Here is a 25,618-nt window from a genome sequence, read left to right as displayed (position 1 = left end):
CCTCCGCTGCGCTTACTGTGCGACCCGGCGACCGAAGCCGCCGGAGGGACGTGGCAGGCCGCCGAGTTGCTGCGCCTGACCATTGGGAGTCGGGGCAAACACGGTGCGGCGGAAGTTCTTTTCGAGCCGGTCGGCGATGTAGCGCCACAGCGCGGCGATCTCCGCAGCCGAGCGGCTTTCGGGATCGACTTCCATGACGGTGCGGCCATCGATCATCGAAGCGGCAAAGTCCGTGCGGTGGTGGAGCGTGATCGGCGCAACCGTGCCGTGCTGCGACAACGCGACGGCGGCTTCCGAGGTGATCTTGGCCTTTGGGGTCGCTCCATTGACGACAAACACCAGCGGCTTGCCCGCACGCTCACACAGATCGACCGTTGCGCCGACAGCGCGCAGATCGTGCGGGCTGGGCCGGGTCGGCACGACGATCAGTTCGGCGACCGAAATCACCGACTGGATCGCCATGGTGATGGCGGGCGGCGTATCGATCACCGCGAGCTTGAAGCCCTGCTGGCGCAAGACCGCAAGGTCATTGGCAAGCCGCGCCACGGTGGTCTGGGCGAAAGCGGGATATTCCGCCTCACGCTCGTTCCACCAGTCGGCCAGCGAGCCCTGCGGGTCGATGTCGATGAGTACGACCGGGCCAGCGCCAGCGCGCTGAGCCTGGACGGCAAGATGTCCGGACAGGGTGGTCTTTCCCGATCCACCTTTCTGCGATGCCAAAGCGAGTACACGCAACGCCTGGGTCCCCCTGGATTGAACCGCCCAAGCCCGCCCTATTGCGGCACCTGATAACGGCTGGATGACCACGGGATCGCAGGATACCCCTAATTTAGGGTTAACACCGCCGACCTTCCTGCAAGGTGGCAATCGGTTTGTCACAAGGGTTTGCGCCTTGCCGCAGTCCGCCTGAGGGGCGGGCAACCATTTGCTAACCCTGTTTCGGCTATATTATGCGAGACGGAATTTTTCTCATACCCGACGAGGCATGACAGCAATGGCAAGGATTATGGCAGCAAAGTTTTCGCACAAGGCGGCAACCGGGCTGAGCGCAGTAGTGTTGGCGCTGGTGGCCGCGCCTGCCGTCGCCGACGTGAAGGCTGGGGTCGATGCGTGGAGCGCGGGTGATTTCTCGCGCGCCGTGGTTGAATGGCAGGGTCCGGCAGCGGCAGGAGATCCCGATGCGCTGTTCAACCTCGCGCAGGCCTATCGTTTGGGGCGCGGGGTCGAGATCGACAACGCGCGCGCGCGCAAGCTCTATGAACAGGCCGCCAGCCTCGGCCATGTGAAGGCGGCGGACAATTACGGCCTGCTGCTGTTTCAGGAAGGCGAGCAAGAAAAGGCGATGCCGCTGATCAAGGCGGCAGCCGAGCGCGGCGATCCGCGCGCGCAATACGTGCTGGGCCTTTCGCACTTCAACGCCGACTACGCACCGCGCGACTGGGTGCGCGCCTATGCGCTGATGACGCTAGCGAACGGCGCCGGCTTGCCGCAGGCGCGCGACGCGCTGGCGCAGATGGACAAATATATTCCGCAAGGCCAGCGTAGCCAGGCCCAGTCGCTCGCCCGGCAGATTGAGGCCGGGGCCAAGGCGCAGCGCTCGGCCGAACTGGCCGCTGCGGACCTGGGACCGCGCCCCGCCGCGGCGACTCCCGTGGTTGCGGCTGTGACGCAGCCTGTACCGAAGCCGATGACGCCCGTTCCCGTTGCTTTTGACATGACGCCCAAGGCCGCCCCCGCGCCCACCGCCGCCGCGCCCGTTCGTAAGCAGGGCAGGTGGCGCGTACAGCTGGGTGCCTTCGGGGTCGCGGCCAATGCCGACCGGCTCTGGGGCCAGCTTGGCAATCACGCGGCCCTCGCAGGCACGAAGAAGACACTGCTGCCCAGCGGTAATCTCACGCGCCTGCTTGCGACCGGCTTTGCTAGCGAGGCCGAAGCCACCCGCGCCTGCGCCGCGCTCAAGCGTGACGGGAAAGCCTGCGTCGTCGCTGGTCAGGGCTAAGCGTCCGACCAAAAGCGAAAGTGCACCGACAAGCTGCGCTTCCCAAGTGCTGTGGAAGTGATACTATCCCTTTGTTTTTAGGCCGGGGGATCAGCTATGAATGAGACGCTTTCGCCGCAAGCGGCAGGGGAAATCTTCGGCACGCAGGAGCGCGCCATCGCACCTGTCAGCGCGGCCGAACGCATCGATACGCTTGATTTCATTCGCGGCCTTGCCGTGATGGGCATTCTTGCGGCCAACATCGTCGCCTTCGGCCAGCCGTTCGAAGCCTATATGTATCCTGCTGCGTTCCTGACCGATGCGGGCGATCCGGGCGGGTGGATGTGGATAGTGCAGTTCATGTTCATCGACGGAAAGATGCGTGGGCTTTTCACCGTGCTGTTCGGCGCGGGGCTGTATCTGTTCATGGAGAAAGCCTGGGCGCGCGGCGCGACGCGCAAGTTACAGGCGTGGCGGCTGACGATCCTGATGGCCTTCGGGATGATCCACTTCTTCTTCATCTGGCCGGGCGACATCCTGTTCTATTACGGCTTGTTCGGTCTCATCGTGCTGGCCTGCCTCCGATGGAAAGTGAAAACCCAGCTGGTGGTTGGGCTGGCAGGCTACATGGTCGGGGTGGTGTTCTATGCTGCAGCGATGAGCTTTCCGTGGGCTGTGGTCGACACGCCTTTCGGCGCAAGCTCGCCCGACATGCTCGAGACGCGCGCCGATATGGTCGCAGGGATCGATGAGGCGGTGGCGCACGGCGCGGTATCCAATGATGCGATCGTCGCGGGTGATTATCCCGCTCTGATCGCGCACCGTCTGGCCGAACAGTGGATGGAGCCGTGGAGCAATGCGCTTTTCTTCTCTTTCGAGACTATTCCGCTGATGCTGATCGGGATTGCGCTTTACCGGATGGGGTTTTTTTCGGGCGCGTTTGATCGGGAAAAGATGATCCGCTGGGGCTGGATCGGGTTGATCGCCGGGGCGGCTGCGCATCTGGCAATCGGGTTGGTTATGCAGGCGGGCGGTTTCACCTTCTACGGTACACTCGCGGCGTTCATGGGCTGGAGCCCGCTGCCGCGCCTGTGGATGGTGCTGGGCATCGCCGCGCTGCTGGTTGCTTATTCGCCGAGCGCGACCGGCTGGCTGGCCGAACGGGTCCGAGCGGCGGGAAGGGCCGCGTTCACCAATTATCTCGGCACGTCGATTGTGATGATGTTCGTCTTCCAAGGCTGGGCGTTGGGGCTGTTCGGGCAATTGAACCGCCCGCAGCTCTACATCGTGGTGGCGCTGACCTGCGCCCTGATGCTGGCATGGTCGAAGCCCTGGCTTGATCGCTACCGTTATGGCCCGCTCGAATGGCTTTGGCGGTGCCTAACCTACAGGACGATCTTCCCGCTGAAGAAATAGCGGCAAGCGCCAAGCTTCGCCGACTGGCGCTGATCCGGCCTGCCGAAGGACAGGCCGCAAGGCCGACTGGCCGCCCGCAGCGACGCGGCCTTCAGGCCGTGTGAGCGAGGATTTCGCATCGCGGAGGCGATGCGCAAAAAAAGGAGTTGTTATTGCGAACAACTCGCATACATTCGCTCCTGCAAACGCTTCGCAGGAAAGATTCACACGCTCATGTACATCTGCATCTGCAATGCCATTCGTGAAACTGATTTGCGTAAGGCCGCGCTTTCTTGCGAAGGCGACGCTGAAGCGACGTATGCCTGCCTCGGCAAGCGACCCAATTGCGGCCAGTGCCTTGAAGAAGCGCAGGAAATTATCGACGCTGAACGCGCAGCGGCATCATGCGAGGAATTCGCAGTAGAAGCGGCGTGAACCGCGATTGCGAACGTCTCGCAAACCCCTGATTTGCAAACAAATTTTTCCTGAATATCCTTGCGGACATAGTCCGGCAGCGTCTATCTATGCCGCGTTGCCGCAACCCGGCTTTGATTTCTCGCAAAGGACTTCCCCATGAAGGGCGACCCCAAGGTCATCGACTATCTCAATCAGGCGCTCACGAACGAGCTGACCGCGATCAACCAGTACTGGCTCCATTACCGCGTTCTCGACAACTGGGGCATGAAGAAGCTCGCCGCTTATGAACGCCACGAATCGATCGAGGAAATGGAGCACGCCGACAAGCTTGCCGAACGCATCCTGTTCCTCGAAGCGCTGCCCAATTTCCAGGCAATCCACAAGCTGAAGGTCGGCGAGACGGTCGAGGAAGTCCTCAAGGCTGACCTTGCGCTCGAACACGAAGCGATCCCGCTGCTCAAGGACGCCGCGGAATATGCCCGGAGCGTCAAGGATCACACCTCGGCCGGATTGTTCGAGGACATCCTCAAAAACGAGGAAGAGCATGTCGACTTCCTCGAAACCCAGTTCGAGATGATCGAGCGCATGGGTCTGCACAATTACTGCCAGCTGCAAAGCGCGCCCGCTGGCGACAGCTAGGGGCATGCCGCAGGGCTGATGAAAAAGGGGGCACGGCCGGTCAGCGGCTCTGCCCCTTTTGTTTTTTGATTAGTCTTTCGGCGCCTGCGCCCCGATGGCGGCCAGCCGGGTTTCCAGGAGGAAGAAGCCTAGGCCCGTCACCAGCAGCGCCATGGTCAGCACCCACATAAAGGCAATCACAGTGCCGATTTGTGAGGTGATGTAGGCCGAGATGAACAGCAGCATGATCACCGCGCTGATCATCACCGCCGCTGCGGTGGAGAACAGGATTGCCCCCTGCATCAGCTTGCGACGCCGCATCAGCCAACCGAATTCGCGCACCTGCCGCGGGGTGCGGTGTTCTTCCATCTTGTCCTCGATGGTCTCGATCCGCTTGGCGATCCAGATCATCCGGCTCATGATGACATTCATCACCGCGCCGATCCCGGACAGCAGGAACGCTGGCGCGAGGCTCAATTGCACCACCTGCTGCACCCGCGGTGTGGAGGCGGTGCGCTCGAAAATCTCCAGCGCGAAAGGCAGGCGGGCCTCGGCGGCGGCAGCGAGCAGATCGAACAGCATTACCCGTCCTTGGCGTAGGGGTTCTTGTTGGTCTTGAGCGTGACGCGCACCGGCACAGCGTCAAAGCCGAGCTTGGCGCGGATGCCGTTCACCAGATAGCGTTCATAGCTGGTCGGCAAAAGGTCGAGCCGCGAGCCGAAGATCACAAAGCGCGGCGGGCGGGTGCCAGCCTGCGTGATATACCGCAGCTTGATCCGCTTGCCGCCGGGCGCGGGCGGCGGGTTGGCCTCCAACGCATCGTCGAACCAGCGGTTCAGCGCTGCGGTGGAAACGCGCTTGGACCACGCATCACGCAGTTCGAACGCGCCGCCGAGCATCTGATCGAGGCCCTTGCCAGTCTTGGCCGACACGGCGAACAATGGCAGCCCGCGCACCTGCGCAAGGCCATCGTCCAAGGCGGCGCGGATGCCGTTGAACAGCTTGCTCGCATCCTCGGCCACGTCCCACTTGTTGATCGCGATCATGAGCGCGCGGCCTTCTTCAAGCACGTGGCTGGCGATCTTCAAGTCCTGATGCTCAAGGCCCTGCGTCGCATCGAGCAGCAGCACCACAACCTCGGCAAAGTCCACCGCCCGGCGCGCATCGGCGACCGAGAGCTTTTCCAGCTTCTCGGTGACGTTCTTCTTCTTGCGCATCCCGGCAGTGTCGATCAGGCGAATTTCGCGCGTCTCGCCGGTCTTCGGATCGGTCCAGTCCCAGTCGATCGCGATCGAATCACGGGTGATCCCGGCTTCCGGGCCAGTCAGCAGGCGGTCTTCGCCGAGCAGGCGGTTGATGAGCGTGGATTTGCCCGCATTGGGGCGGCCAACAATCGCCAGCTTCAGGGGACCAGTGGGACGATCTTCCTCGTCCATCGCCGCGATTTCGGCGCGGGTGATATCGTTGAATTCTTCCCACTCTTCGGATGCAGCGCCAATGATCGGCCAAAGCCCGCCGAACAGGTCGGCGATGCCTTCACCATGCTCTGCCGACATCGCGAGCGGTTCTCCAAGGCCGAGCGCATAGGCTTCCATCGCGCCGGCTTCGCCGCCCTTGCCCTCGGCCTTGTTGGCAACCACCACCACCGGCACCTCCTGCTCGCGCAGGTAGCGGGCGATTTCCTCATCGAGCGGGGTCAGGCCCGCGCGCGCATCGACCACGAACACCGCAGCGTCTGCGCCTTCGAGGCTGGCTTCGGTCTGGATCCGCATCCGGCCGGGCAAGGTGTGCGCGTCCTCGTCCTCCCACCCGGCGGTGTCGACGATCGTGAACTTCAGCCCCGCGATCTCCGCATCGCCCATTCGCCGGTCGCGCGTGACGCCGGGCTGATCGTCGACGAGGGCGAGTTTCTTGCCCACCAGCCGGTTGAACAGCGTGGACTTGCCCACATTGGGGCGACCGATGATGACGACTTCAGGCTTTTTGGGGAGGGGCATAACCCGGCCCAAGTGGGCGCAAACGCCCGTTTTGGCAAGCCGGAGGGAGAATCGCCCTTGTACGTCAGGCCTTGCGGGCGACCGGCGGGTTGTCGCCAAGGTCTTCAAACCACGCTTCGACCGGGCCGGTCAGCTTCAGCGTCAGCGGTTGGCCCTTGCGGTCCATCGCCTTGCCGGCCTGCACCCGCACCCAGCCTTCGGTGATCGAGTATTCCTCGATATCGGTGCGCACGCGGTCCTTGAACCGGATGCCGACCCCGCGCTGCAGCTTTTCCGCATCGAAGAACGGGCTGCGCGGATTGACCGACAGGTGATCGGGCGGAACGTCTGCGCCAGCGGGGGCTGCGGGGACGATTTCAGGGGTTTCTTCGGTCATGCGCGCGCCCTTAATCGCCAATGCCGCTCCCTTCAAGCGTGTTGCGCTTGCCCTTTTCGGCGGAGCGGGATAGAGGCGCTCGCTAATACGCGCGGGGTGCCTTAGTCGGTTTCCCCGCGCGGCTTCGTTCGGGCATGCGGGCGTGGCGAAATTGGTAGACGCACCAGATTTAGGTTCTGGCATCGCAAGATGTGGGGGTTCGAGTCCCTTCGCCCGCACCAAATTCGCCCCGAACCAGCCCGGCTCACCGGATTTATGGCAAGAAGGCTTCAATCAGTCACCATGCAGACCAAGCAGACCGTCAACGAAGGGCTCAAGCGCGCCTATCTCATCACGATTCCGGCCGCCGATCTCACCGCGAAGATCGACGCCGAGATCAAGAAGGTTGCGCCGCAGGTGCGGATGCCCGGCTTCCGTCCGGGCAAGGTGCCCGCCAACCTTGTCAAGAAGATGCACGGCGAAGCCCTGCACGGCCAGGTGGTGAACGACACGATCCGCGAATCGGTCGACAAGCTGCTGCGCGATGAAGCGCTGCGTCCGGCGATGCAGCCTGAAATCGGCCTCAATGATGATTACGAGCAGGGCAAGGACGCCCAAATCACCGTAAGCCTCGAAGTGCTGCCCGCGATCGAAGCGCCGAGCCTTGACGGGCTGAAGCTCGAAAAGCTGGTCGTGCCGGTGACGGACGCACAGATCGACGAAGCGCTCGGCAACATTGCCTCGCAGAACAAGAGCTACAAGGACGCGCCCAAGACCAAGAAGGCGGCGGATGGCGATCAGCTGATCATCGACTTCGTCGGCAAGCTCGACGGCGTTGAGTTTGATGGCGGCAAGGCCGAAGACGCCGCGCTGGTGATCGGTTCGGGCACCTTTATTCCCGGCTTTGAAGACCAGCTGGTCGGCGTGAAGACCGGCGCGGAAAAGACGATCACCGTCACCTTCCCCGCTGATTATCAGGCCGAGCACCTCGCCGGCAAGGACGCCACTTTCGACATTACCGTGAAGGCGGTGAAGGTCGAAACCGAAACCACGCTGGACGAAGAATTCGCCAAGAGCCTCGGGCTGGACAGCCTCGACAAGCTCAAGGAGATCATGAAGGCGCAGCTGGAACAACAGACCGCTGGCCTGACCCGCACGCAGATGAAGCGTGCGCTGCTCGATCAGCTTGCCGCTGGCCACAGCTTCGAAGTCCCCGGCACCATGGTCGCCGCCGAGTTTGAACAGATCTGGGCCCAGCTCCAGCAGGAAGCCGCGCGTGACGAGGATCCCGCTGGCGCGCTCAAGCAGATCGAAGACGAGAAGGACGAATACCGGGCGATCGCCGAGCGCCGCGTGCGTTTGGGCCTACTGCTCTCGGAAATCGGCCAGGCCAATGGCGTGGAAGTGACCCAGCAGGAAATGTCCATGCTGATCCAACAGGCCGCGATGCAGTACCGCAACGAAGACCGTGAGCGCTTCGTGCAGTACATCCAGTCCGAGCCGATGGCCGCCGCCCAGCTGCGCGCCCCGCTGTATGAAGACAAGGTCGTCGACTTCCTGTTCGACAAGGCCGAAGTGACCGAGCGTGAAGTGACCGTCGAGGAACTTCAGGCCGCAATCGAAGCCGAAGACGGCGCGGAAGCCGCACCGGCTCCGAAGAAGGTCCCGGCCAAGAAGAAGGCTCCGGCCAAGAAGGCGGAAGCTGCGGCTGAAGAAGCCCCGGCGTCCGAAGAAAAGCCCGCCAAGAAGGCGCCTGCCAAGAAGAAGGCCGACGCTCCGGCTGAGGCGGCGGAAGCCAAGCCTGCTGCCGCTAAGAAGGCCCCGGCGAAGAAGGCCGAAGCTGCGGCCGAGGAAAAGCCTGCTGCCAAGAAGGCTCCAGCCAAGAAGGCGGCTGCGAAGAAGTAATCCGGCGCGGGCGGGGGACTATTCCCCCGCCGGTCGCCACGGACGGAATGTGGGCGCGGGCAGCTTGGCTGTCCGCGCTTTTTCGTAGGCCGCGCCCGCCTTCAGCACGGCATGGTCCTGCCACTGGCCGCCCATGATGCTGATTCCCACCGGCAAGCCCTCGACCCCGCCCATCGGCACGGTGAGGTGCGGATAGCCGGCAATCGCGGCGAGATAGCCTGCGCCAATCCCGCCACCGAAATTGTCGCCGTTGACGAGGTCGGTGGTCCATGCCGGGCCGGTGGTCGGCGCGACGAGGAAGGCGACTGTGTTGTCACTCAGCAGCTTGTCGATCCCCTCGGCGCGGGTCAGGCGGCGCAGGGTGGCGAGGTTCTTGGCATAGGCTTCCGCGTCGGTCGTTTCGAGCGCCTGTTCGAACAGCTCCTGCCCGAACCAGCGCATTTCCGCTGCTGCATTGGCGCGGTTGAACGCGACCACATCGGCAAGGCTGCGCGGACCTTCAGCCAGGGGACGACCGCTCAGGTACTTGTCCATCTCGACCCGCAGTTCATAGAGTAGCACCGGGAGCGAGGCGCCCCACAGGTCGCCCGGCGGGGCATATTCGATATCGACCAGCACGGCGCCTGCGCGCGTGAGATCGGCCAGCGCCGCTTCGAACAGCGCCTTCACATCCCCGCGGCTTCCCACGGCGCTGCGCAACACACCGATACGCACGCCTTGCAGCGAGGCGGCTTCCAGCCCGGCGGTGTAATCCTTCACCCGCTTGGCTTCGAGCGTGACCGGGTCGGCCTTGTCCTCGCCCGCAATCGCGGTCAGCAGCAAGGCAGCGTCCAGCACCGTGCGCGTCATCGGCCCGGCAGTGTCCTGCGTGCTCGAAATCGGCACCACATGGGTGCGGCTGACGATGCCGACGCTGGGCTTGAACCCGACGAGGCCGTTGATCGCCGCCGGGCAGGTGATCGAGCCATTGGTCTCCGTCCCGATCGCGCCCCAGGCAAAGCCCGCCGCAATCGCCGCGCCGCTGCCCGAGGAGGAGCCGCAGGTGTTGCGATCGATGGCGTAGGGGTTGCGCGTCAACCCGCCGACCGCGCTCCACCCGCTGGTTGAACCGTCGGAGCGGATATTCGCCCATTCGGACAGGTTGGTCTTGCCCAGCACCACGCCGCCATTCTTGCGCAGCAGGGCAATGAGCGTCGCATCGCGGCCCGTCGCGTTGTCCTTCAAGGCGAGGCTGCCCGCGGTCGTTGGCCATTCTGCCGTCTCGACATTGTCCTTCACCAGCACGGTGCGCCCACGCAAGGGGCCGGTGCCGAGTAATTGTCGCGCCTTGACCGAAGCGGCGGGATCATAGTCGATCACTGCATTGATGCGCGGGCCATTATCGTCGAGCGCCTGAATGCGAAGAATGTACTCATCCGCCGCCAGCAGCTCGTTCATGGCCGCCCGGTCTTGCGTGTTGTGGGCCGGGGCGGGACCTGCGGTTTGGGCTAAAGCTGCGGTGGCCGAGGTGGCGAGCAGCAGGGCTAGGGCCGGGCGGGCGAGGTGGGCTGTTTTCATCGCTTCAGGGTTTGCCACGGTTATGCGCAACAGCAAGGGGCAAAACGCCCCGGATGGCGGTGCTTATACGCCGCCAATGCACACCAATTCACAGGGACAAGGTAAACGCCCTTGAAATTGCCCCCCAGCGTCCGACATAGCCGTATCGACACCTACGAAGGACACGGCACTGACATGATCGATCTGTTCGGCAATACCGGCGAGACCCACGGCACCCAGGGACAGTTCACGCGCGACCCCATTACGGGCGCGCTGGTGCCGATGGTCGTCGAGCAGACGAGCCGCGGTGAACGCAGCTTTGACATTTTCTCGCGCCTGCTGCGTGAACGCATCGTGTTCGTGACCGGACAGGTCGAAGATGGCATGGCCTCGCTGATCGTGGCGCAGCTGCTGTTCCTCGAAAGCGAAAACCCCAGCAAGCCGATCAGCATGTACATCAACTCGCCCGGCGGGGTGGTGACAGCCGGTCTCGCGATCTTCGACACCATGCAGTACATCAAGCCGCGCGTGTCGACCGTCTGCATCGGGCAGGCCGCCAGCATGGGCAGCTTCCTGCTGGCTGCGGGCGAGCCGGGTATGCGCGTGGCGCTCCCCAATGCGCGGATCATGATCCACCAGCCTTCGGGCGGCGCACGTGGGATGGCCTCGGACATCGAGATCCAGGCACGCGAAATCCTGCGCATTCGCAGCCGCATGAACGATCTCTATGTGAAGTTCACCGGCCGCAGCCTCGAGGAAATCGAAAAGGCGATGGACCGCGACACCTTCCTCGAAGCCGAAGAAGCCAAGGCCTTTGGTCTGGTCGACAAGGTGTTCGAGACCCGGCCCGAAAATGACGAAACCGGCGATGAGCTCGGTTCGGGCGGCGCGCCTGAGTAAGGCCAGCATCAAGGCTTTGTCTGCCACCTGCACCGGGGCGGGACAGTGGCCTTGCCAGGCCGCTTTTCCCGTTCATTCGGCAGCGGTGCCGCTATGGTAACAACACGAAATATCGCGCCATGTGTTGATTCATCTGGTGCCATGGATACACTTGACGAATCCGCCATCCGCGTAGCGCAGCGTGCAGGGCTGGATTCGAGGACACAGGAATGACCAAATTGAGCGGATCCGATAGCAAGAGCACCCTCTACTGCAGCTTCTGCGGGAAGTCGCAGCACGAGGTGCGCAAGCTTATTGCCGGCCCGACCGTGTTCATCTGCGATGAATGTGTTGAGCTGTGCAACGACATCATCCGCGAGGAAACCAAGGCAGGGATCGCCGGCAAGAAAGACGGCGAGATCCCCACGCCGATGGATATCTTCACGCAGCTCAATGATTACGTGATCGGGCAGGACCGCGCGAAGCGCGTGCTCTCGGTCGCGGTGCACAATCACTACAAGCGGCTGAAGCACTCCGGCAAATCGGGCGATGTCGAACTGGCGAAGTCGAACATCCTGCTGGTCGGCCCCACCGGTTCGGGCAAGACCCTGCTGGCGCAGACGCTGGCGCGCACCTTCGATGTGCCCTTCACGATGGCCGATGCGACGACGCTGACCGAAGCGGGTTACGTGGGCGAGGACGTGGAGAACATCATCCTCAAGCTGCTGCAATCCTCCGACTACAATGTCGAAAAGGCGCAGCACGGGATCGTGTACATCGACGAGATCGACAAGATCACCCGCAAGGCTGAAAACCCCTCAATCACCCGCGACGTTTCGGGTGAAGGTGTGCAGCAGGCGCTGCTGAAGCTGATGGAAGGCACCACCGCCTCGGTCCCGCCGCAGGGCGGGCGCAAGCATCCGCAGCAGGAATTCTTGCAGGTCGACACCACCAACATCCTGTTCATTTGCGGCGGGGCCTTTGCGGGTCTGGACAAGATCATCGCGGACCGTTTGCAAAAGCGCTCGATCGGCTTCGGCGCGCATGTCGCCGATCCGGACAAGCGCCGCGTGGGCGAATTGCTCGAAAAGTCCGAGCCTGAGGATCTCCTCAAGTTTGGCCTGATCCCCGAATTCGTCGGTCGTCTGCCGGTGATCGCCACGCTGCACGATCTCGACGTGCCGGCGCTGGTGACGATCCTCAATGAGCCCAAGAACGCGCTGGTGAAGCAGTATCGCAAGCTGTTCGAGCTTGAGGATGTGGAACTCACCTTCACGCCCGACGCGCTTCAGGCGATTGCCGAGCGTGCGATCAAGCGCAAAACCGGCGCGCGCGGGCTCCGCTCGATTGTCGAAGGCCTGCTGCTCGACACGATGTTCGATCTGCCCGACATGGAAGGCGTCACCGAAATCGTGATCGACGCCGATGTGGTTGCGGGCAAGAAGGAACCGATCCGCGTGATCGGCCTGGAAAAGAAGAAGGAAGAGGCGGCGTAATTTGTTCGCCCTCGAGCGCCGGGCGCGCGCATCCGCGCGCTTGGCTTTCCTCGCATAAGCTCGGGCGGCGGTCGGCCTTGCGGTCGCTGCGCGACCGTCCCTCCTTCTGTGTCGATGGTAGCGATGCGACACTACCTGTTCGTCTGTAGCCAGAACCGCCTGCGCAGTCCCACGGCTGAGCACATCTTCGCCGAGGTGCCGGGTATCGTCACGGCCTCGGCCGGCACTAACAACGATGCTGAAAATCCGCTCACCGATGAATTGGTCGACTGGGCCGATTTCATCTTCGTCATGGAGCGGCAGCATCGAGGCAAGCTCCAGCAGAAGCATAAGGCAGCGCTCAAGGACAAGCGACTGATAGTGCTCGATATCCCGGACGATTACGCGTTCATGGACCCCGCACTCGTCCGGCTACTGCGGGCCAAGATGAAGCGTTGGCTGCCCAAGAATTAACGCTCTGGCTGGACCTGCCCAAATAGCCAAAACCCCGACCGGCCTCGGGGGGAGGCCGGACGGGGTCGGGAGAAGCGCTGCCCCTCGGATGGAGGGGATGGGGGATGAGGGACAGCGCCAGCTTGTTCGAAAAATCAGCCCGGCAGGAATACGCCGTCGGTCACGTGCACCACGCCGTTCGACGTCATGACGTCGGCCTGCGTCACGGCGGTCACGCCGCCAGTGGCATCGGTGATGACGATCTTGTCGCCCGAAAGGCGCGCGGTCAGTTCGCCGCCGGCGAGGGTCTTGATGGTCGCTTCGCCGCCGTGCTGGTTGATCAGCTTAACCAGATCGGCGCTGGTCACCTTGCCGGCGACGGCATGGTAAGTGAGGATGCCAGTCAGCATGCCCTTGTTCGCGGGCTTCACCAGCGTGGCCACGGTGCCTTCAGGCAGCTTGGCAAAGGCTGTGTCAGTCGGTGCGAAGACGGTGAAGGGGCCGGGGCCGGAGAGGGTTTCGACGAGGCCAGCGGCCTTGACGGCTGCGACCAGCGTGTTGTGCACGCCGGTGCTCATCGCCGTCTGGATGATATTCGGCGCGGCCTTGGCATGGTCGCCATGCTGATGGGCAACGGCGGGGAGTGCGGCAAAGCCGGTGGTGGCGGCCAGAGCGGCGGCGATCACGGCAGTCAGGGTGTTCTTGGGGGTCACAGTGGGGATCTCCGTAAAGGGAATGTCACGTCTGCAAGCCCTCCCGCTTGCCACGAAGCTACGCAGGCTTGCGGCAGGCGGATGCGCACTTATTGCTAATGAGGATGACTTGCCGCTTGCATACGGCGAAGCGAAATTGCTTCAGACGCGGCTGAAAGCGCCCTTGGCCACCACCGGGCCGGCGTCGACGCCCTCGGGCTTGCCGCCGATCGGTTCGCGGGTGAGCACCAGGCTCGCCCCGTCGCTAAGCTTGGCGGTGACCGCTGCGGGGAGCGCCATGCTGCGCACTTCGCCCGGCGCAACTACGCCCAGCGATTGCAACGCGGAGCCATCAGCAGGCACCAGCCACAGCTCGTGATCATGCACGCCGTCAGCGGTAAGACCGATCGCGGCGACCAGCATCTTCTCGCTTTCGGGAATATAGGTCACATCCAGCCTGAGCCCATTTTCGCCAATCGGCACCGTCGCCACCATCGGTTCAGTGGCGACAATCTGAACGGGGGGCGCGACGGGTGAGCCCAAGGGTGAGGAGAGGAACAGCGCCAGCGCCACGGCAGCCGCCATCGACGAAATCCCCGCCACCCACTGCCAGCGCCGCACCCGCGCTTCGAGCGCGACCACGTTGACGGTAGGCGCCTCGGGCGATGCGGCTGCAACACCGGCAGCGGTCTGCTGTGCGGCAATGCGGGCGGCAATGCCGTCCCAGACTTGCTCGCCCGGCTCGGCCCCGGCCATGCCATCGGTGAGCGGGGCGAACCAATCGTCCCACCATTGCTTGCGCCAAGCAAAGTCCGGATCGGTCGTGGCCTTACCGCGCGCGGCGAGCAATTCCTCGCCTTCCAGCAGGCCGAGCGCCCATTCGGCGGCGATCATCGGATCGTCCCGGGTCACTTCGGGGCCGGTATCTTCGGGGCCGCTCATGCTGCTTCACTCGCTTCGAGGCAGGCGCGCAGGCGTTGCAGGCCGCGGCGGATCCAGCTCTTCATGGTGCCGAGCGGCACGTCAGCCGCCTCGGCCAGCTGGGCATAGGTCTGCCCGTCAAAGAACGCCGCACGGATATGGCCCTGCGTGCGGGCATCCAGAGCGCCGAGGCATTTGTGGATCTGCGCGGCCTGTTCGGCATCGACCATCAGCATATCGGCGAGCGGGGTTTCATCGGCGAGCGGCGCGGCTTCCTCAACCGGCACAGCACCGCCGCGCACCTTGCCCGTGCGCAGCCGGTCAATCGCCCGGTTGCGGGCAAACGCCGCCAGCCACGCGATCGGGCTCGCGCGGGTCGGGTCATAGCGGTCGGCCCGCTGCCACAGATTGACATAGACGTCTTGCAAGGCGTCCTCGGCTTCCTTTCGATCACCCAAGATACGCAGGCAGATGCCGAACAGCTTCACCCGCGTGGCGCGATAGATTTCTTCCAGCGCCGCCTGATCGCCGGTCGCCAGCCGCGCCATGGCATCGCGCAGCGCTTCGCGCGCTTCATCAGAGGCAGGGCGGGGACGGGCAGCCATCAGCAGCAGCCTCCACAGGGGTTCTCGCCGCTTTCCACCTGAAGCGTCGCATGGCCCACGCCAAAGCGCGTTTCGAGCGAGGCGGCGATATCGCGCAGGAAAGAATCGGCTGCCGGACGGCCGGGCATCACAAGGTGGGCGGTCAGCGCGACTTCGGTGGTCGACATCGGCCAGACGTGAAGGTCGTGGACGGCGCTCACCCCGTCAAAGCTGGCGAGGTGCTGCTTGACCTCAGCCAGATCGATCCGGGCAGGAGCGGCGAGCAGGCCCATGGTGAGACTGTCACGCGCGAGGCCCCAGGTGCCCCATGCGATGACGGCGATAATCGCGAGGCTCACCATCGGATCGATCCACCACAGGCCGGTAATGACAATTGCCAGCCCCGCCACAACCACCCCGAGCGACACCAGCGCATCGGCGGCCATGTGGAGATAGGCCCCGCGGATATTGATGTCCTCTTGCCCCTTCAGAAACAGCATGGCTGTCAACGCATTGATCGCGATCCCGATCCCGGCGACGACGATCATCGCCATGCCCTGCGGTTCTTGCGGGGTCATGATCCGGTGCAGGGTTTCGAACAGGATCGCCCCAATCGCCACTGCCAGCAGCAGCGCATTGCCGAGCGCGGCGAGGATGGTGGAGCTTTTGAAACCATAGGTGAAGCGGCCCGATGGCGGCCGGCGCGCAGCGATGCTCGCGACCCAGGCCAGCACCAGCGCCAGCACATCCGACAGGTTGTGCCCGGCATCCGCAACCAACGCCATCGAACCATAGATCAGGCCCGCCGCGCCTTCGATCACGACGAAGACGATATTGAGCCCGATGCCGATCAGGAACGCATTGCCGAAATCGGCCGGCGCATGGTGGTGCCCATGCGAATTATGCAGCCCGTGGCAGTCGGAAGCGCCGCTGGCGTGATGGTGATGATGAGCGTGCGCGTGCATGTCAGATCAGTTGTAGACGCAAGCGTCGAGCCCGTCACGCCTCACGATCCCGATCCGGCGTTCGATCCGGTTGCCGTGGCGCGCGAGCCAGCCGCCGGGGCTTTTGACCGAGCGTTTCTTGGGGCTGGGCAAGGCCGCTGCCATCCGGCTCGCCTCGTCTGTTGAAAGGCGTGCGGCGGAATGGCCGAAATAGCGCTGCGTCCCCGCTTCGGCGCCATAGGTGCCGATCCCGGTCTCGGCGACGTTGAGATAGACCTCCATGATCCGCCGCTTGCCCCAGATCGTCTCGATCCAGAAGGTAAACCACGCCTCCAGCCCCTTGCGGAAGAACCCGCCGCCCTGCCACAGGAACACGTTTTTGGCAGTCTGCTGGCTGATGGTCGATCCGCCGCGGATGCGCCCGCCTTCCGCATTCTCGCGCATCGCCTGCTCGATGGCCTCGGCATCGAAGCCGTAATGCTCGCAGAAGCGCGAATCTTCCGCCGCGATCACTGCGCTCACCAGATTGCGGTCGATATTGTCGAGACTTTCCCAGTCCTTGGTGATGCCCTTATCGTCCATCAGCATAGTTGCGGTGACGGGGACAGGCAGCCATTTGAACGCCACCACCAGCACCAGCGTAAGACCGATAAAGGCGCCAAAGGCCTTGGCGATGAGGCGCAGGATCGTGATCACAGCGCAGGCTCTAGCGCAGCAATCCGGCGCAGGGAAGCATCGGCGCTTGCAGGCGGGGCCGCGCCGTGGCTACCTGTGTCCAAACCTTGGGGAGAATTCCATGCGCCTGTTCCACGCCGCCGCCGCCAGCGCCATCGCGCTTGTCCTTGCCTCGCAACCCGCGCTCGCCGAAGCGCCCGCGACCAAGGCGGCAATCGAGGCGGAGTACGACAATTACCTCGCCCCGCTGTTCCTCGACTTCCACCAGAATCCCGAGATGGGTTTCCTTGAAAATCGCACGGCGGCCAAGATGGCAGCGGAGCTGAAAGCGGCCGGGCTGGAGGTGACGACAGGCGTCGGCAAGACCGGCGTGGTCGGCATCCTGAAGAACGGCGATGGCCCGCTGATCCTGCTGCGCGCCGACATGGACGGCCTGCCGGTCGAGGAGAAAACGGGCCTCGGTTACGCCTCCAAGGCGATGCAGGTGGGCGAGGACGGCAAGGAATATCCCGTGATGCACGCCTGCGGGCATGATGTGCACATCACCTCGTTGGTTGGCACCGCGCGGCGGCTGGTGGCGATGAAAAGCCAGTGGAAGGGCACGCTGATGTTCATCGTCCAACCCGCCGAGGAAGGCGTGCGCGGGGCCAAGGCGATGATGGAGGATGGGTTGTACCAGCGCTTCGGCAAGCCCGACTATGCGCTGGCTTTCCATGTCGCCGCCGAACTGGAGACGGGCAAGGTCTCCGCCTCGGAAGGCATCCAATATTCCTCCTCGGATTCGCTCGATATTCGCGTGCCGGGGATCGGCACCCACGGCGCAGCGCCGCACTTGGGGCGCGATCCGGTGTACATCGCGTCGCAGGTGGTGACCGCGCTGCAATCCATCGACAGCCGAGAAATCTCGCCGACCAAACCGGTGGTGGTGACCGTCGGTTCGTTCCATGCCGGGTCCAAGCACAACATCATCTCGGACGAGGCGAAGCTGCAAGTCACAGTGCGCGCCAATGACGAGGAGACTCGCGAACAGGTGATCGCCACGGTCGAGCGCATCGCCGTCAATATCGGCAAGGCGCATGGCTTGCCCGACAATATGCCGGTCACCGTTACGCGCCTTCCTGGCACGCCGACCACCATCAACGACGCCGCGCTTGCCCGCCGTCTCAACGCGGTGATGCAGCGCGAATTGGGCACGGCGGCCTTCGTGCCGTTCGAGCAGAAGAATATGGGGGCCGAAGACTTCACCTATTTCGTTGCGGCCGATACGGGCGTGCCGGGTTACTACTTCGCGGTTGGCGGGACGACGCCGGAGCGGATCGCAACGGCCAAGGCGGGCGGTGCGCCGATTGCCGGGCACCACTCCCCGCTGTTCCAGGTCGCCCCGCGCGAAAGCGTGGTGCTGGGCACGCGTGCGATGGTTGCAGCGGTGCTGGATTTGGCTCCGGCGAAGTAATCGTTCCGCAAATGTTCCACGTGAAACATTGGCTGGCCTGACAGGGAAAAGGGCGCTGCGATTGCTCGCAGCGCCCCTTCAATGCCGATTTATAACCGGGCTATAACCGCGACATAACCGTGCAATAACCCGGCAAAGACGCCGCCACGGCGGCCCCGGCCGGTCAGCGCTTACGCCACTCCGGGCAGCAACCGTTCGCCAGCGATCCGCTGCATTGCCTTTTGCAGCTTTTCAAACGCCCGCACTTCGATCTGGCGGATGCGTTCGCGGCTCACGTCATAGGCTTGGCTCAGCTCTTCGAGCGTCTGCGGCTTTTCGGTCAAGCGGCGCTCGGTCAGGATGTGACGCTCACGCTCGTTGAGGCTTTCCATCGCTTCGGACAGCATCGCCATGCGCATCTGCGATTCTTCGGCATCGGCGACGGTTTCGTCCTGCAACGGGCGATCATCCGCCAGCCAATCCTGCCACTGGCCCGAGCCTTCCTCATCCCCGCGCAAGCTGACGTTGAGCGACGCATCGCCGCCCATCATCATCCGGCGGTTCATGTTGATGACTTCCTGCTCCGGCACGCCCAGATCGGTCGCGATCTTGGTCACGTCCTCGGGCGACAGGTCGCTGTCTTCGTAGGCTTCGAGCTGCTTCTTCATCCGGCGAAGGTTGAAGAACAGCTTCTTCTGCGCCGCAGTGGTCCCCATCTTGACGAGGCTCCACGAGCGCAGGATGAACTCCTGCATCGACGCCTTGATCCACCACATCGCGTAGGTCGCGAGGCGGAAACCGCGATCGGGTTCGAACTTCTTGACGCCCTGCATCAGGCCGACATTGCCTTCCGAAATCAGATCGGAGACGGGTAGGCCATAGCCGCGATACCCCATCGCGATCTTCGCGACGAGCCGCAGGTGGCTGGAGACGAGCTGGGCAGCCGCTTCGGGATCCTCATGCTCCTGATACCGCTTGGCGAGCATATATTCCTGCTCGGCGGTAAGGATCGGGAACTTGCGAATTTCCGAAAGATAGCGGTTGAGGCTCTGCTCACCGCTGAGGGCCGGGACCGAAGACGACTTCGATCGGACACTTGGGGACTTGGTCACGTTTTACCTAACCTTTCTAGCGTCGACCGCTTGCGCAGGACCCCTGATGGGCATCCCGCGGACTGGGCCACGGGTTCTATCTATACGCGAAAACGCCTCAGATGTATGCGGGTTTCATCGATTACTATGTCGCAGTTGGTCGATAAGTTCCGACATGTCTTGCGGGAGATCGCTGCTGAAACGGATCGATTCGCCCGTCACCGGATGGACAAAGCCAAGCTCGGCGGCATGCAGGGCCTGCCGGGCAAAGCCGAGTCGCTCCAGATCGGCGCGAAGGGATTTGGGGGTACGGCCATAGGCAGGGTCTCCCAGTAGCGGATGGCCGATTGACGCAAAGTGAACACGCACCTGATGGGTGCGCCCGGTTTCCAACCGGCATTCGATCACCGCGGCGTCATCCAGCCGTTCGATCACTGTGTAATGGGTGATCGCGGTTTTCCCGCGTGAGGAATTGTTGGGCAGCACCGTCATTTTCTTTCTGTCGGCATCGGACCGTCCTACGCGGGCGTTGATCGTGCCTTCGGACGGCGAGGGGTGCCCGGCGCAGACTGCGATATAGCGGCGGTGGACGGTGTGCGCGGCAAACTGAATGGCCAGCCCTTCATGCGCCGCGTCCGACTTGGCGACGACCAGCAGGCCCGAGGTATCCTTGTCGATCCGGTGGACAATGCCCGGCCGCGCGACCCCGTTGATGCCGGACAGGTTGCCCCGGCAATGGTGCAGCAGCGCGTTGACCAGCGTGCCGGTGATATTGCCCACCGCCGGGTGAACCACCATGCCCGCCGGCTTGTCGACGACGATCAGGTGCGCGTCCTCATAAGCGATGACGAGCGGGATATCCTCGGGCCGCGCCTCGGCGGGCATGGCGGCGGCGATAATGATGCGGAACGGTGTCTCGGCGGCGACCTTCATCGAGGCGGAGGTGGCGGTCTTGCCAGCGACATCGACCCGGCCTTGCTCAATCAGCCCCTGCACCCGCGCACGGGACAGGCCCGTGGCGTCTGCAAGCGCCTTGTCGAGGCGGGATGGGGCGGCGATGGTGCCAGTGATGATTTCGGGTCCGGACATGGTATGGCCATGCGTGATGCAAGTCGAAGTGACAAGCCAAGCCCTCGCCGCCATGCGCGCTGCTGCCGCTGCCGCTCACCCCTCGGAGGCGTGTGGGCTGTTGCTGGGCGAGGGCGCGCGCATCACCGAGGCCCGCGAAACCCGCAACGTCCATCCCGCGCCGCAGACCCATTTCGAAATCGACCCGCAAGCGCTGATCGATGCGCATCGCGCCGCGCGGGGCGGAACCGGGCCGGAGGTGATCGGCTATTTCCACTCGCATCCCGCAGGGCCGCCCGCGCCCTCTGCCACCGACCGCGCCTCGGCTTCAGGCGATGGCCGGGTGTGGGCGATCATCGCAGGACGCGACGTGAAGTTCTGGATGGACGGGGAACAGGGGTTTGTCGCCCTTCCCTTTACCATGATCGATGGCTAGGAAAGCGGCATGATTTCCCAGACTGATCTTGCCGCGATGCTGTGCTCGCGCCTGTGCCACGATATGCTCTCGCCGGTCGGCGCGCTCGCCAACGGGTTGGAGCTGCTTGCCGACGAGCAGGACCCCCAGATGCGCGCGCGCTGCATGGAGCTATTGGAACAGTCCGCGAGGATCAGCACCGACAAACTCAAGTTCTTCCGGCTGGCGTTCGGCGCGGCAGGCGGCTTTGGCGAAGCGATCCCGGTGGATGAGGCCAAGGCCGTGATCGACGCGCTGGCATCTGATGCCAAGCGGGTCGAGGTGCATTGGGCGATCGCGGAACCCAGCCTGCCCAAGCCGGCGGTCAAGGTGCTGCTGAACCTCGCGCAGATCGGATTGGACGCGCTGGTGCGCGGCGGGACGCTCGATATCGGGGCGGAGCGGCGCGACGGCGCGGTCGAAATCGTCGCCCGCGCGCGGGGCGAGCGGATCGCGTTCGACGAAACCATCGGCCGGGCACTGCAAGGCGACCTCGCCGAAAGCGAAATCACCAGCCGCACCGCCGCCGCCCACATGATCGCGGTCCTCGCCGAGGAAATGGAGGGCGGGCTCCAGTACAAGCTGGGCGATGGGGCATTGGTGCTGGGCGCGGTGCTGCCTGAGCCTGACGGCATGATCGGCTAGGCTGCATCGATGCTGGGGGGCGACGACGCAGAACTGGTCCACCGCGAGGTTCCCTCGCCCAATCATGGTGAGCGGACGCTGCCGATCTCGATGGTGGTGATCCACTATACGGAGATGAAGCCGGTCGAAGCCGCGCTGGAACGGATGTGCGACCCCGCCGCCTCGGTGAGCGCGCATTACTGCATCACCGAAGAGGGCGAAGTGATACGGCTGGTGCCCGAAGCCCGCCGGGCATGGCACGCGGGCGCAAGCTACTGGCGCGGCATCCCGGATGTGAACTCGGCGAGCATCGGGATCGAATTGGATCACCCCGGCCACGCGCTCGGCTATCGCGGGTTTGCAGATAGCCAGATCGACGCGCTGATCCCGCTGCTGAGCCGGATCGTCAAGCAATACGACATCCCCCGCGCCAATGTGGTCGGCCATTCCTGCGTCGCCCCGATGCGCAAGGTCGATCCGGGCGAGCTGTTCCCCTGGGACCGGCTCGCACAACACAAGCTGTGCCTGCCGCGTCCGCAAAGCCTTGCCGCGGGCAATCCGTTCCACAACGAAGGCTCGTTCTTCCTCGCTCTGGAACGCTTCGGCTACGACATCACCGATCAGACCAAGGCGGTCGAGGCGTTCGAGCGGCGCTGGCGGCCCGAACACATCACCGGCATCCCCGATGGCGAGATCGCCGCGATCCTGTGGCAATTGCTGCTTGACCGCGATCAGGGGCGGACGCGGTAGGACAGGGGTTTTTCAACGTCTGGCCGGATTGGGATCCGGCGGGCGATACGGGAGAGAGTGGGATGACGAGGAAGTTGGCAGCCGAGTTTTTCGGCACGTTCTGGCTGGTGTTCGGAGGCTGCGGGTCGGCGGTGCTGGCGGCGGGGTTTCCGGAACTGGGGATCGGCTTTGCGGGCGTATCGCTTGCCTTCGGGTTGACGGTGCTGACGATGGCCTATGCGGTCGGCGGTATTTCGGGCGGGCATTTCAATCCGGCGGTCAGCTTGGGCCTTGCGATTGGCGGGCGCTTTTCGTGGGCTGAGCTGGCACCTTACTGGGCGGCGCAGGTGATTGGTTCCTTCTGCGCGGCGGGCGTGTTGTTCGTGATCGCCAGCGGAGCACCCGGCTTTGCAGCTGGCGGATTTGCATCCAACGGCTATGGCGAGTTGTCGCCGGGCGGATATTCGATGCTGTCTGCGCTGGTGATTGAGGTGGTGCTGACGGCGGGCTTCCTGATCGTTATCCTCGGCTCGACCTCGTCAAAGGTGCCGGGCGGCTTTGCGCCGATTTCGATCGGGCTGGCGCTGACGCTGATCCACCTTATCTCGATCCCGGTCACCAACACCTCAGTCAATCCGGCGCGCTCGACCAGTGTGGCGTTCTACGCCGATACGGCGGCGGTGGGGCAGTTGTGGCTGTTCTGGGTCGCCCCGTTGGCTGGGGCCGCGATTGGTGCGCTGGTGTGGAAGCTGTTGCTGGCACCGGACGAGAGCCTCGCCAATATCGGTGGGCGTGACAGCGATCCTGCTGCGTGACGGCGGGCGAGCGGCGGGGCAGCTTTGCAAATTCCGCCGCTCCCGCCTATAGGCCGCCGGGTCAGGGGGCCTGAGGCAGCCGCGTGTCCCTTCGGGGGCGCGAGGAAAGTCCGGGCTCCACGAAACAAGGGTGGCGGGTAACGCCCGCCGGCGCTCCTTCGGGGGCGCAAGGGAAAGTGCCACAGAGAGCAAACCGCCGATGGCTTCCCGAAAGGGCGCACAGGCAAGGGTGAAAGGGTGCGGTAAGAGCGCACCGGGGGGCTGGCAACAGCAACCGCATGGCAAACCCCACCCGGAGCAAGGCCGAATAGGGGTCTCGCGCCTTTCGCAAGAAGGGTAGGCGTGTTTCGCGCCGAGAGACCCGGGTTGGCTGCTAGAGCGCCGGAGCAATCCGGCGAGCAGATGAATGGCTGCCGCCCCGGCGCTGGTCCGCAAGGATACCGTCCGGGGATACAGAACCCGGCTTATGATGGCCCCCTGATGCACCTTTGTTTTTCGAGCGCCCATCCGGGCGCTCGTCCTCGGTCCTGTTTCGATCCCTGCGGGCTCGAGCACCTGCGGGCGGCCGGTCGGCCTTGCGGCCTGTCCTTCGGCGGGCCGATCCAATGCTATGACTTGCATCTCTTTCCCCCGCCCCGGGCTTGACCCGGGGCCCCGCTCCCCTTGTTCGCGCGCCAAAAGCGGGGCCCCGGATCTCGTCCGGGGCGGGGAAGGGGGACGGATCGCCTCGTCGCAAGGGCTTGGTGCCCGCCGCCCCTTCGCGTAAACCCTTGATCGGGAGGACCTGTCGCCGATGTTCACGCTTGCCGCCGCACTTTCGCTTGCTGCCCAAGCCCCTGTGCCGGGGGATGCTGAGGACGCAGCCGAGCTTGAAGCCATCGAGTCCTGCGCGCTCCCCGGCGAGGCCCCGGGTGCCCGCGCGAAGTGGGCGATCATCGATGCGCGCGCCATGACATCGCCCGCCGACCTCGCCGCAGCGCTGCGTGCCGCGCCTGCGGGCCACCGTCGGATCGTGCGGGGCGGCAGTTTCAAGGGCGCCGACATGCGCGAGCCCGCCACGCTGCTCGCCAATGCGTGCCTGGTCTCGACCGATCTCGACGGCACCAATTGGGAAAACACCATCGTCCCGGGGCTGAGACTGGTGCGGGTCGCACTGACCAATGCCAAGGCCACTGGCGCGCGCTGGTCATGGGGCTCGATGCACGGGACGAATTTCGCAGGCACCAATTTTACCGGCGCAGACCTTTACGGCATCCGCTTCGTCTCCGCGTGGCAGGGCGCGGATTTTGGCGAGGTCAGCTTCAGGGCCGCAACCCTGACCGACGCGAGCTTCGCCTGCGGGATAACGGTCGACGAATGGTGCATCAATGCCACGCCCGACCTGACCGACGCCAATCTGACCGGAGCCGACATCAGCGCGCTGGGCCTGTGGGATGCGCGGATGAACCTCGGCGTGACCCTCGACAACACCACGGTCTCGCCGCGCTCGCTCGTCAACCTTGGCGGCGCGCGGATCAACGGCCCGCTGCGGCTGGCGACCTATTTCACCCCGACCTATCCCAACGGGGAATATGTCCCCGTCACCGCCACGATCAGCGCCGAGGAGGCGCGCACGATCATCGACGGCACGCTTGCCGCCAGCGCCGAGGTGGATCGCCCCAGCTTTGATTGCGCCAAGGCCGCAACCCCGGTCGAGACGATGATCTGCGACGAATACGAATATGTCCTGCGCCGGTATGATCTCGAACTGGCCGAGGTGTGGCGCGACCTGCGGGCGGCGGGGAAGGGCGATCTGGCCGCTCAGCGCCGCTGGCTGAAATCACGCTCCGCCTGCGAGGATCGGGCCTGCCTCAGTGATCTCTACGAAGCGCGCCTTGCCGTGCTGCGCGGCCAGCTTGGCCCCGGCATCACGCTCGCACCCGGCCAAAGCGTAACCTATCACGGCCGCCTGCTGCCGCTGCCTGAAGCGATGCGCAGCGGCGCGCTGTATGGGCGCATCGTGCCGGTGCTGATCGATGCGAGCGATCAGAGCGTGACCCTCACCGGAAACCCCGACGGCAGCATTGCCGCCACCGGCAGCGCCATCGGCGGCAATGCGCATATGTGCGATCTGGGGGTGGAGGCGGCGCGGTTTGACCGGGCCACCGGTTGGTGGAGCGCGGTCAGCGCGGAGACGGGCGCGAAGGTTCCGCTTTTCCGGATCGAGGGGCGACGCATCCTGTTCCGCTACAGCGGCAACCTCGGCGGGACGCCGGAGGAAGCGGGCGAGTTCATCAGCTGCGGCGCAAGAGCGGGCTTTGCCGACGGGCTGGATCTGACGCCGCGTTAAACCTCATCCCCGTCCCAGGCTTGACCCGGGGCCCAGCGCCCTTTTGAAACGGCAAAGAAAGCGGGGCCCCGGGTCAAGCCCGGGGCGGGGGGGCGGGGCTTAAACCCGTCCCACGCTCACATAAGTGAATCCGGCGGCGGCCATATCATCGGGGTTGTAGATGTTGCGCAGGTCGACCAGCACGGGCGCGTTGGCGAGTTCCTTGACGCGCCTCAGATCGAGCGCGCGGAAGGCGTCCCATTCAGTCACGAT

General features: G+C 64.2%; 26 protein-coding genes, 1 tRNA gene, 1 other RNA gene and 1 pseudogene. 16 read left to right on the top strand and 13 right to left on the bottom strand.

Annotated elements, in window-relative coordinates; all coding sequences use genetic code 11:
• Positions 1 to 12: 12 nt before the first annotated feature.
• The gene (locus tag GRI59_RS00145; RefSeq protein ID WP_160759210.1) at positions 13 to 735 is read right to left on the bottom strand and encodes a ParA family protein; all 723 of its coding nucleotides are present in this window, start codon (positions 733 to 735) and stop codon (positions 13 to 15) included.
• 271 nt (positions 736 to 1,006) lie between these two features.
• On the opposite strand from GRI59_RS00145, the gene GRI59_RS00140 reads away from it, so the two are divergent.
• The 4 genes from GRI59_RS00140 (at position 1,007) to bfr (ending at position 4,429) form a co-directional block, all read left to right on the top strand.
• A complete protein-coding gene (locus GRI59_RS00140) occupies positions 1,007 to 1,999 on the top strand; it encodes an SPOR domain-containing protein (protein ID WP_160759209.1) in 993 nt (330 codons plus the stop codon).
• 96 nt (positions 2,000 to 2,095) lie between these two features.
• Positions 2,096 to 3,394 (top strand): DUF418 domain-containing protein, encoded by a 1,299-nt coding sequence (locus tag GRI59_RS00135; RefSeq protein WP_160759208.1) that lies wholly within the window; start codon positions 2,096 to 2,098, stop codon positions 3,392 to 3,394.
• A gap of 213 nt (positions 3,395 to 3,607) precedes the next feature.
• Positions 3,608 to 3,808, top strand: a complete 201-nt coding sequence (locus GRI59_RS00130; protein WP_160759207.1) for a (2Fe-2S)-binding protein — start codon at positions 3,608 to 3,610, stop codon at positions 3,806 to 3,808.
• A 138-nt stretch (positions 3,809 to 3,946) separates the two neighbouring features.
• Positions 3,947 to 4,429 (top strand): bacterioferritin, encoded by a 483-nt coding sequence (gene bfr, locus GRI59_RS00125; protein ID WP_160759206.1) that lies wholly within the window; start codon positions 3,947 to 3,949, stop codon positions 4,427 to 4,429.
• Positions 4,430 to 4,498: 69 nt separating this feature from the next.
• Here the strand turns inward: bfr and GRI59_RS00120 are convergent, their stop codons facing one another.
• From GRI59_RS00120 to GRI59_RS00110, 3 genes are all read right to left on the bottom strand, one after another.
• Complete coding sequence (locus tag GRI59_RS00120; RefSeq protein WP_160759205.1) at positions 4,499 to 4,990, bottom strand: DUF2721 domain-containing protein; 492 nt, start codon at positions 4,988 to 4,990, stop codon at positions 4,499 to 4,501.
• Positions 4,990 to 6,405, bottom strand: a complete 1,416-nt coding sequence (gene der, locus GRI59_RS00115; protein ID WP_160759204.1) for a ribosome biogenesis GTPase Der — start codon at positions 6,403 to 6,405, stop codon at positions 4,990 to 4,992. The genes GRI59_RS00120 and der overlap by 1 nt, the downstream gene beginning before the upstream one ends.
• A gap of 64 nt (positions 6,406 to 6,469) precedes the next feature.
• Positions 6,470 to 6,781, bottom strand: coding sequence for a DUF3297 family protein (locus tag GRI59_RS00110; RefSeq protein ID WP_160759203.1), 312 nt, complete (start codon positions 6,779 to 6,781; stop codon positions 6,470 to 6,472).
• 136 nt (positions 6,782 to 6,917) lie between these two features.
• Between GRI59_RS00110 and GRI59_RS00105 the strand changes: the two genes are divergently transcribed.
• Positions 6,918 to 7,002 (top strand) — tRNA-Leu (locus tag GRI59_RS00105).
• A 61-nt stretch (positions 7,003 to 7,063) separates the two neighbouring features.
• The gene (gene tig / locus GRI59_RS00100; protein WP_160759202.1) at positions 7,064 to 8,665 is read left to right on the top strand and encodes a trigger factor; all 1,602 of its coding nucleotides are present in this window, start codon (positions 7,064 to 7,066) and stop codon (positions 8,663 to 8,665) included.
• A gap of 18 nt (positions 8,666 to 8,683) precedes the next feature.
• On the opposite strand, the gene GRI59_RS00095 is transcribed toward tig, so the two are convergent.
• The gene (locus GRI59_RS00095; protein WP_160759201.1) at positions 8,684 to 10,222 is read right to left on the bottom strand and encodes an amidase; all 1,539 of its coding nucleotides are present in this window, start codon (positions 10,220 to 10,222) and stop codon (positions 8,684 to 8,686) included.
• A gap of 174 nt (positions 10,223 to 10,396) precedes the next feature.
• Here GRI59_RS00095 and clpP point away from each other — a divergent pair, with 174 nt between their 5' ends.
• From clpP to GRI59_RS00080, 3 genes are all read left to right on the top strand, one after another.
• The gene (gene clpP / locus GRI59_RS00090) at positions 10,397 to 11,101 is read left to right on the top strand and encodes an ATP-dependent Clp endopeptidase proteolytic subunit ClpP (protein WP_160760341.1); all 705 of its coding nucleotides are present in this window, start codon (positions 10,397 to 10,399) and stop codon (positions 11,099 to 11,101) included.
• Positions 11,102 to 11,310: 209 nt separating this feature from the next.
• A complete protein-coding gene (gene clpX / locus GRI59_RS00085) occupies positions 11,311 to 12,576 on the top strand; it encodes an ATP-dependent Clp protease ATP-binding subunit ClpX (protein ID WP_160759200.1) in 1,266 nt (421 codons plus the stop codon).
• A 114-nt stretch (positions 12,577 to 12,690) separates the two neighbouring features.
• Positions 12,691 to 13,029, top strand: a complete 339-nt coding sequence (locus tag GRI59_RS00080) for a low molecular weight protein tyrosine phosphatase family protein (protein WP_337190202.1) — start codon at positions 12,691 to 12,693, stop codon at positions 13,027 to 13,029.
• A 134-nt stretch (positions 13,030 to 13,163) separates the two neighbouring features.
• Here GRI59_RS00080 and GRI59_RS00075 read toward each other — a convergent pair whose 3' ends face one another.
• From GRI59_RS00075 to mtgA, 5 genes are all read right to left on the bottom strand, one after another.
• Positions 13,164 to 13,721: a fasciclin domain-containing protein gene (locus GRI59_RS00075; protein ID WP_160759199.1), complete on the bottom strand. Its 558-nt coding sequence runs from the start codon at positions 13,719 to 13,721 to the stop codon at positions 13,164 to 13,166.
• A 141-nt stretch (positions 13,722 to 13,862) separates the two neighbouring features.
• Complete coding sequence (locus GRI59_RS00070; protein ID WP_160759198.1) at positions 13,863 to 14,642, bottom strand: anti-sigma factor; 780 nt, start codon at positions 14,640 to 14,642, stop codon at positions 13,863 to 13,865.
• Positions 14,639 to 15,226: a sigma-70 family RNA polymerase sigma factor gene (locus GRI59_RS00065; RefSeq protein ID WP_160759197.1), complete on the bottom strand. Its 588-nt coding sequence runs from the start codon at positions 15,224 to 15,226 to the stop codon at positions 14,639 to 14,641. Before GRI59_RS00065 ends, GRI59_RS00070 begins: the two co-directional genes overlap by 4 nt.
• On the bottom strand, positions 15,226 to 16,170 hold the full coding sequence (locus tag GRI59_RS00060; protein WP_160759196.1) for a cation diffusion facilitator family transporter: 945 nt from the start codon (positions 16,168 to 16,170) through the stop codon (positions 15,226 to 15,228). Before GRI59_RS00060 ends, GRI59_RS00065 begins: the two co-directional genes overlap by 1 nt.
• 6 nt (positions 16,171 to 16,176) lie before the next feature.
• On the bottom strand, positions 16,177 to 16,845 hold the full coding sequence (mtgA, locus tag GRI59_RS00055) for a monofunctional biosynthetic peptidoglycan transglycosylase (protein WP_394707028.1): 669 nt from the start codon (positions 16,843 to 16,845) through the stop codon (positions 16,177 to 16,179).
• A 100-nt stretch (positions 16,846 to 16,945) separates the two neighbouring features.
• Between mtgA and GRI59_RS00050 the strand changes: the two genes are divergently transcribed.
• Complete coding sequence (locus GRI59_RS00050) at positions 16,946 to 18,277, top strand: M20 metallopeptidase family protein (protein ID WP_160759195.1); 1,332 nt, start codon at positions 16,946 to 16,948, stop codon at positions 18,275 to 18,277.
• 170 nt (positions 18,278 to 18,447) lie between these two features.
• On the opposite strand, the gene rpoH is transcribed toward GRI59_RS00050, so the two are convergent.
• Together rpoH and GRI59_RS00040 are read right to left on the bottom strand one after the other, a co-directional pair.
• On the bottom strand, positions 18,448 to 19,368 hold the full coding sequence (rpoH, locus tag GRI59_RS00045) for an RNA polymerase sigma factor RpoH (RefSeq protein WP_160759194.1): 921 nt from the start codon (positions 19,366 to 19,368) through the stop codon (positions 18,448 to 18,450).
• A 114-nt stretch (positions 19,369 to 19,482) separates the two neighbouring features.
• The gene (locus tag GRI59_RS00040) at positions 19,483 to 20,436 is read right to left on the bottom strand and encodes an RluA family pseudouridine synthase (RefSeq protein ID WP_160759193.1); all 954 of its coding nucleotides are present in this window, start codon (positions 20,434 to 20,436) and stop codon (positions 19,483 to 19,485) included.
• Positions 20,437 to 20,452: 16 nt separating this feature from the next.
• Between GRI59_RS00040 and GRI59_RS00035 the strand changes: the two genes are divergently transcribed.
• From GRI59_RS00035 to GRI59_RS00010, 6 genes are all read left to right on the top strand, one after another.
• The gene (locus GRI59_RS00035; protein ID WP_160760338.1) at positions 20,453 to 20,851 is read left to right on the top strand and encodes a M67 family metallopeptidase; all 399 of its coding nucleotides are present in this window, start codon (positions 20,453 to 20,455) and stop codon (positions 20,849 to 20,851) included.
• A 9-nt stretch (positions 20,852 to 20,860) separates the two neighbouring features.
• A complete protein-coding gene (locus GRI59_RS00030; RefSeq protein WP_160759192.1) occupies positions 20,861 to 21,514 on the top strand; it encodes a histidine phosphotransferase family protein in 654 nt (217 codons plus the stop codon).
• A 9-nt stretch (positions 21,515 to 21,523) separates the two neighbouring features.
• Positions 21,524 to 22,243: an N-acetylmuramoyl-L-alanine amidase gene (locus tag GRI59_RS00025; RefSeq protein ID WP_160759191.1), complete on the top strand. Its 720-nt coding sequence runs from the start codon at positions 21,524 to 21,526 to the stop codon at positions 22,241 to 22,243.
• Between the two features lie 62 nt (positions 22,244 to 22,305).
• Positions 22,306 to 23,037: an aquaporin Z gene (gene aqpZ / locus GRI59_RS00020; protein ID WP_160759190.1), complete on the top strand. Its 732-nt coding sequence runs from the start codon at positions 22,306 to 22,308 to the stop codon at positions 23,035 to 23,037.
• Between the two features lie 63 nt (positions 23,038 to 23,100).
• Positions 23,101 to 23,520: RNase P RNA component class A (rnpB, locus tag GRI59_RS00015), an RNA gene on the top strand.
• Positions 23,521 to 23,830: 310 nt separating this feature from the next.
• Positions 23,831 to 25,366 carry a pentapeptide repeat-containing protein gene (locus tag GRI59_RS00010; protein WP_160759189.1) on the top strand — a complete coding sequence of 512 codons (1,536 nt, stop codon included), beginning with the start codon at positions 23,831 to 23,833 and terminating at the stop codon, positions 25,364 to 25,366.
• Between the two features lie 99 nt (positions 25,367 to 25,465).
• Here GRI59_RS00010 and GRI59_RS00005 read toward each other — a convergent pair.
• Positions 25,466 to 25,618: pseudogene (locus GRI59_RS00005) on the bottom strand (UDP-glucose 6-dehydrogenase); the annotation flags it as partial.

It is taken from the genome of Erythrobacter ramosus (genome assembly GCF_009828055.1).
Classification (GTDB): domain Bacteria; phylum Pseudomonadota; class Alphaproteobacteria; order Sphingomonadales; family Sphingomonadaceae; genus Erythrobacter; species Erythrobacter ramosus.
Note: the sequence above shows the minus strand (reverse complement) of the source record. Positions and strands in the feature narration are given on the sequence as shown.

Coding starts and splice junctions, on each gene's coding strand:
- GRI59_RS00120 (WP_160759205.1), bottom strand. CDS start 4,990: ATGCTGTTCGATCTGCTCGCTGCCGCCGCCGAGGCCCGCCTGCCTTTC.
- GRI59_RS00140 (WP_160759209.1), top strand. CDS start 1,007: ATGGCAGCAAAGTTTTCGCACAAGGCGGCAACCGGGCTGAGCGCAGTA.
- tig (WP_160759202.1), top strand. CDS start 7,064: ATGCAGACCAAGCAGACCGTCAACGAAGGGCTCAAGCGCGCCTATCTC.
- GRI59_RS00065 (WP_160759197.1), bottom strand. CDS start 15,226: ATGGCTGCCCGTCCCCGCCCTGCCTCTGATGAAGCGCGCGAAGCGCTG.
- aqpZ (WP_160759190.1), top strand. CDS start 22,306: ATGACGAGGAAGTTGGCAGCCGAGTTTTTCGGCACGTTCTGGCTGGTG.
- clpP (WP_160760341.1), top strand. CDS start 10,397: ATGATCGATCTGTTCGGCAATACCGGCGAGACCCACGGCACCCAGGGA.
- GRI59_RS00130 (WP_160759207.1), top strand. CDS start 3,608: ATGTACATCTGCATCTGCAATGCCATTCGTGAAACTGATTTGCGTAAG.
- GRI59_RS00040 (WP_160759193.1), bottom strand. CDS start 20,436: ATGTCCGGACCCGAAATCATCACTGGCACCATCGCCGCCCCATCCCGC.
- GRI59_RS00010 (WP_160759189.1), top strand. CDS start 23,831: ATGTTCACGCTTGCCGCCGCACTTTCGCTTGCTGCCCAAGCCCCTGTG.
- bfr (WP_160759206.1), top strand. CDS start 3,947: ATGAAGGGCGACCCCAAGGTCATCGACTATCTCAATCAGGCGCTCACG.
- GRI59_RS00060 (WP_160759196.1), bottom strand. CDS start 16,170: ATGCACGCGCACGCTCATCATCACCATCACGCCAGCGGCGCTTCCGAC.
- GRI59_RS00030 (WP_160759192.1), top strand. CDS start 20,861: ATGATTTCCCAGACTGATCTTGCCGCGATGCTGTGCTCGCGCCTGTGC.
- GRI59_RS00110 (WP_160759203.1), bottom strand. CDS start 6,781: ATGACCGAAGAAACCCCTGAAATCGTCCCCGCAGCCCCCGCTGGCGCA.
- GRI59_RS00080 (WP_337190202.1), top strand. CDS start 12,691: ATGGTAGCGATGCGACACTACCTGTTCGTCTGTAGCCAGAACCGCCTG.
- GRI59_RS00070 (WP_160759198.1), bottom strand. CDS start 14,642: ATGAGCGGCCCCGAAGATACCGGCCCCGAAGTGACCCGGGACGATCCG.
- GRI59_RS00050 (WP_160759195.1), top strand. CDS start 16,946: ATGCGCCTGTTCCACGCCGCCGCCGCCAGCGCCATCGCGCTTGTCCTT.
- GRI59_RS00135 (WP_160759208.1), top strand. CDS start 2,096: ATGAATGAGACGCTTTCGCCGCAAGCGGCAGGGGAAATCTTCGGCACG.
- der (WP_160759204.1), bottom strand. CDS start 6,405: ATGCCCCTCCCCAAAAAGCCTGAAGTCGTCATCATCGGTCGCCCCAAT.
- clpX (WP_160759200.1), top strand. CDS start 11,311: ATGACCAAATTGAGCGGATCCGATAGCAAGAGCACCCTCTACTGCAGC.
- GRI59_RS00035 (WP_160760338.1), top strand. CDS start 20,453: ATGCAAGTCGAAGTGACAAGCCAAGCCCTCGCCGCCATGCGCGCTGCT.
- GRI59_RS00025 (WP_160759191.1), top strand. CDS start 21,524: ATGCTGGGGGGCGACGACGCAGAACTGGTCCACCGCGAGGTTCCCTCG.
- GRI59_RS00095 (WP_160759201.1), bottom strand. CDS start 10,222: ATGAAAACAGCCCACCTCGCCCGCCCGGCCCTAGCCCTGCTGCTCGCC.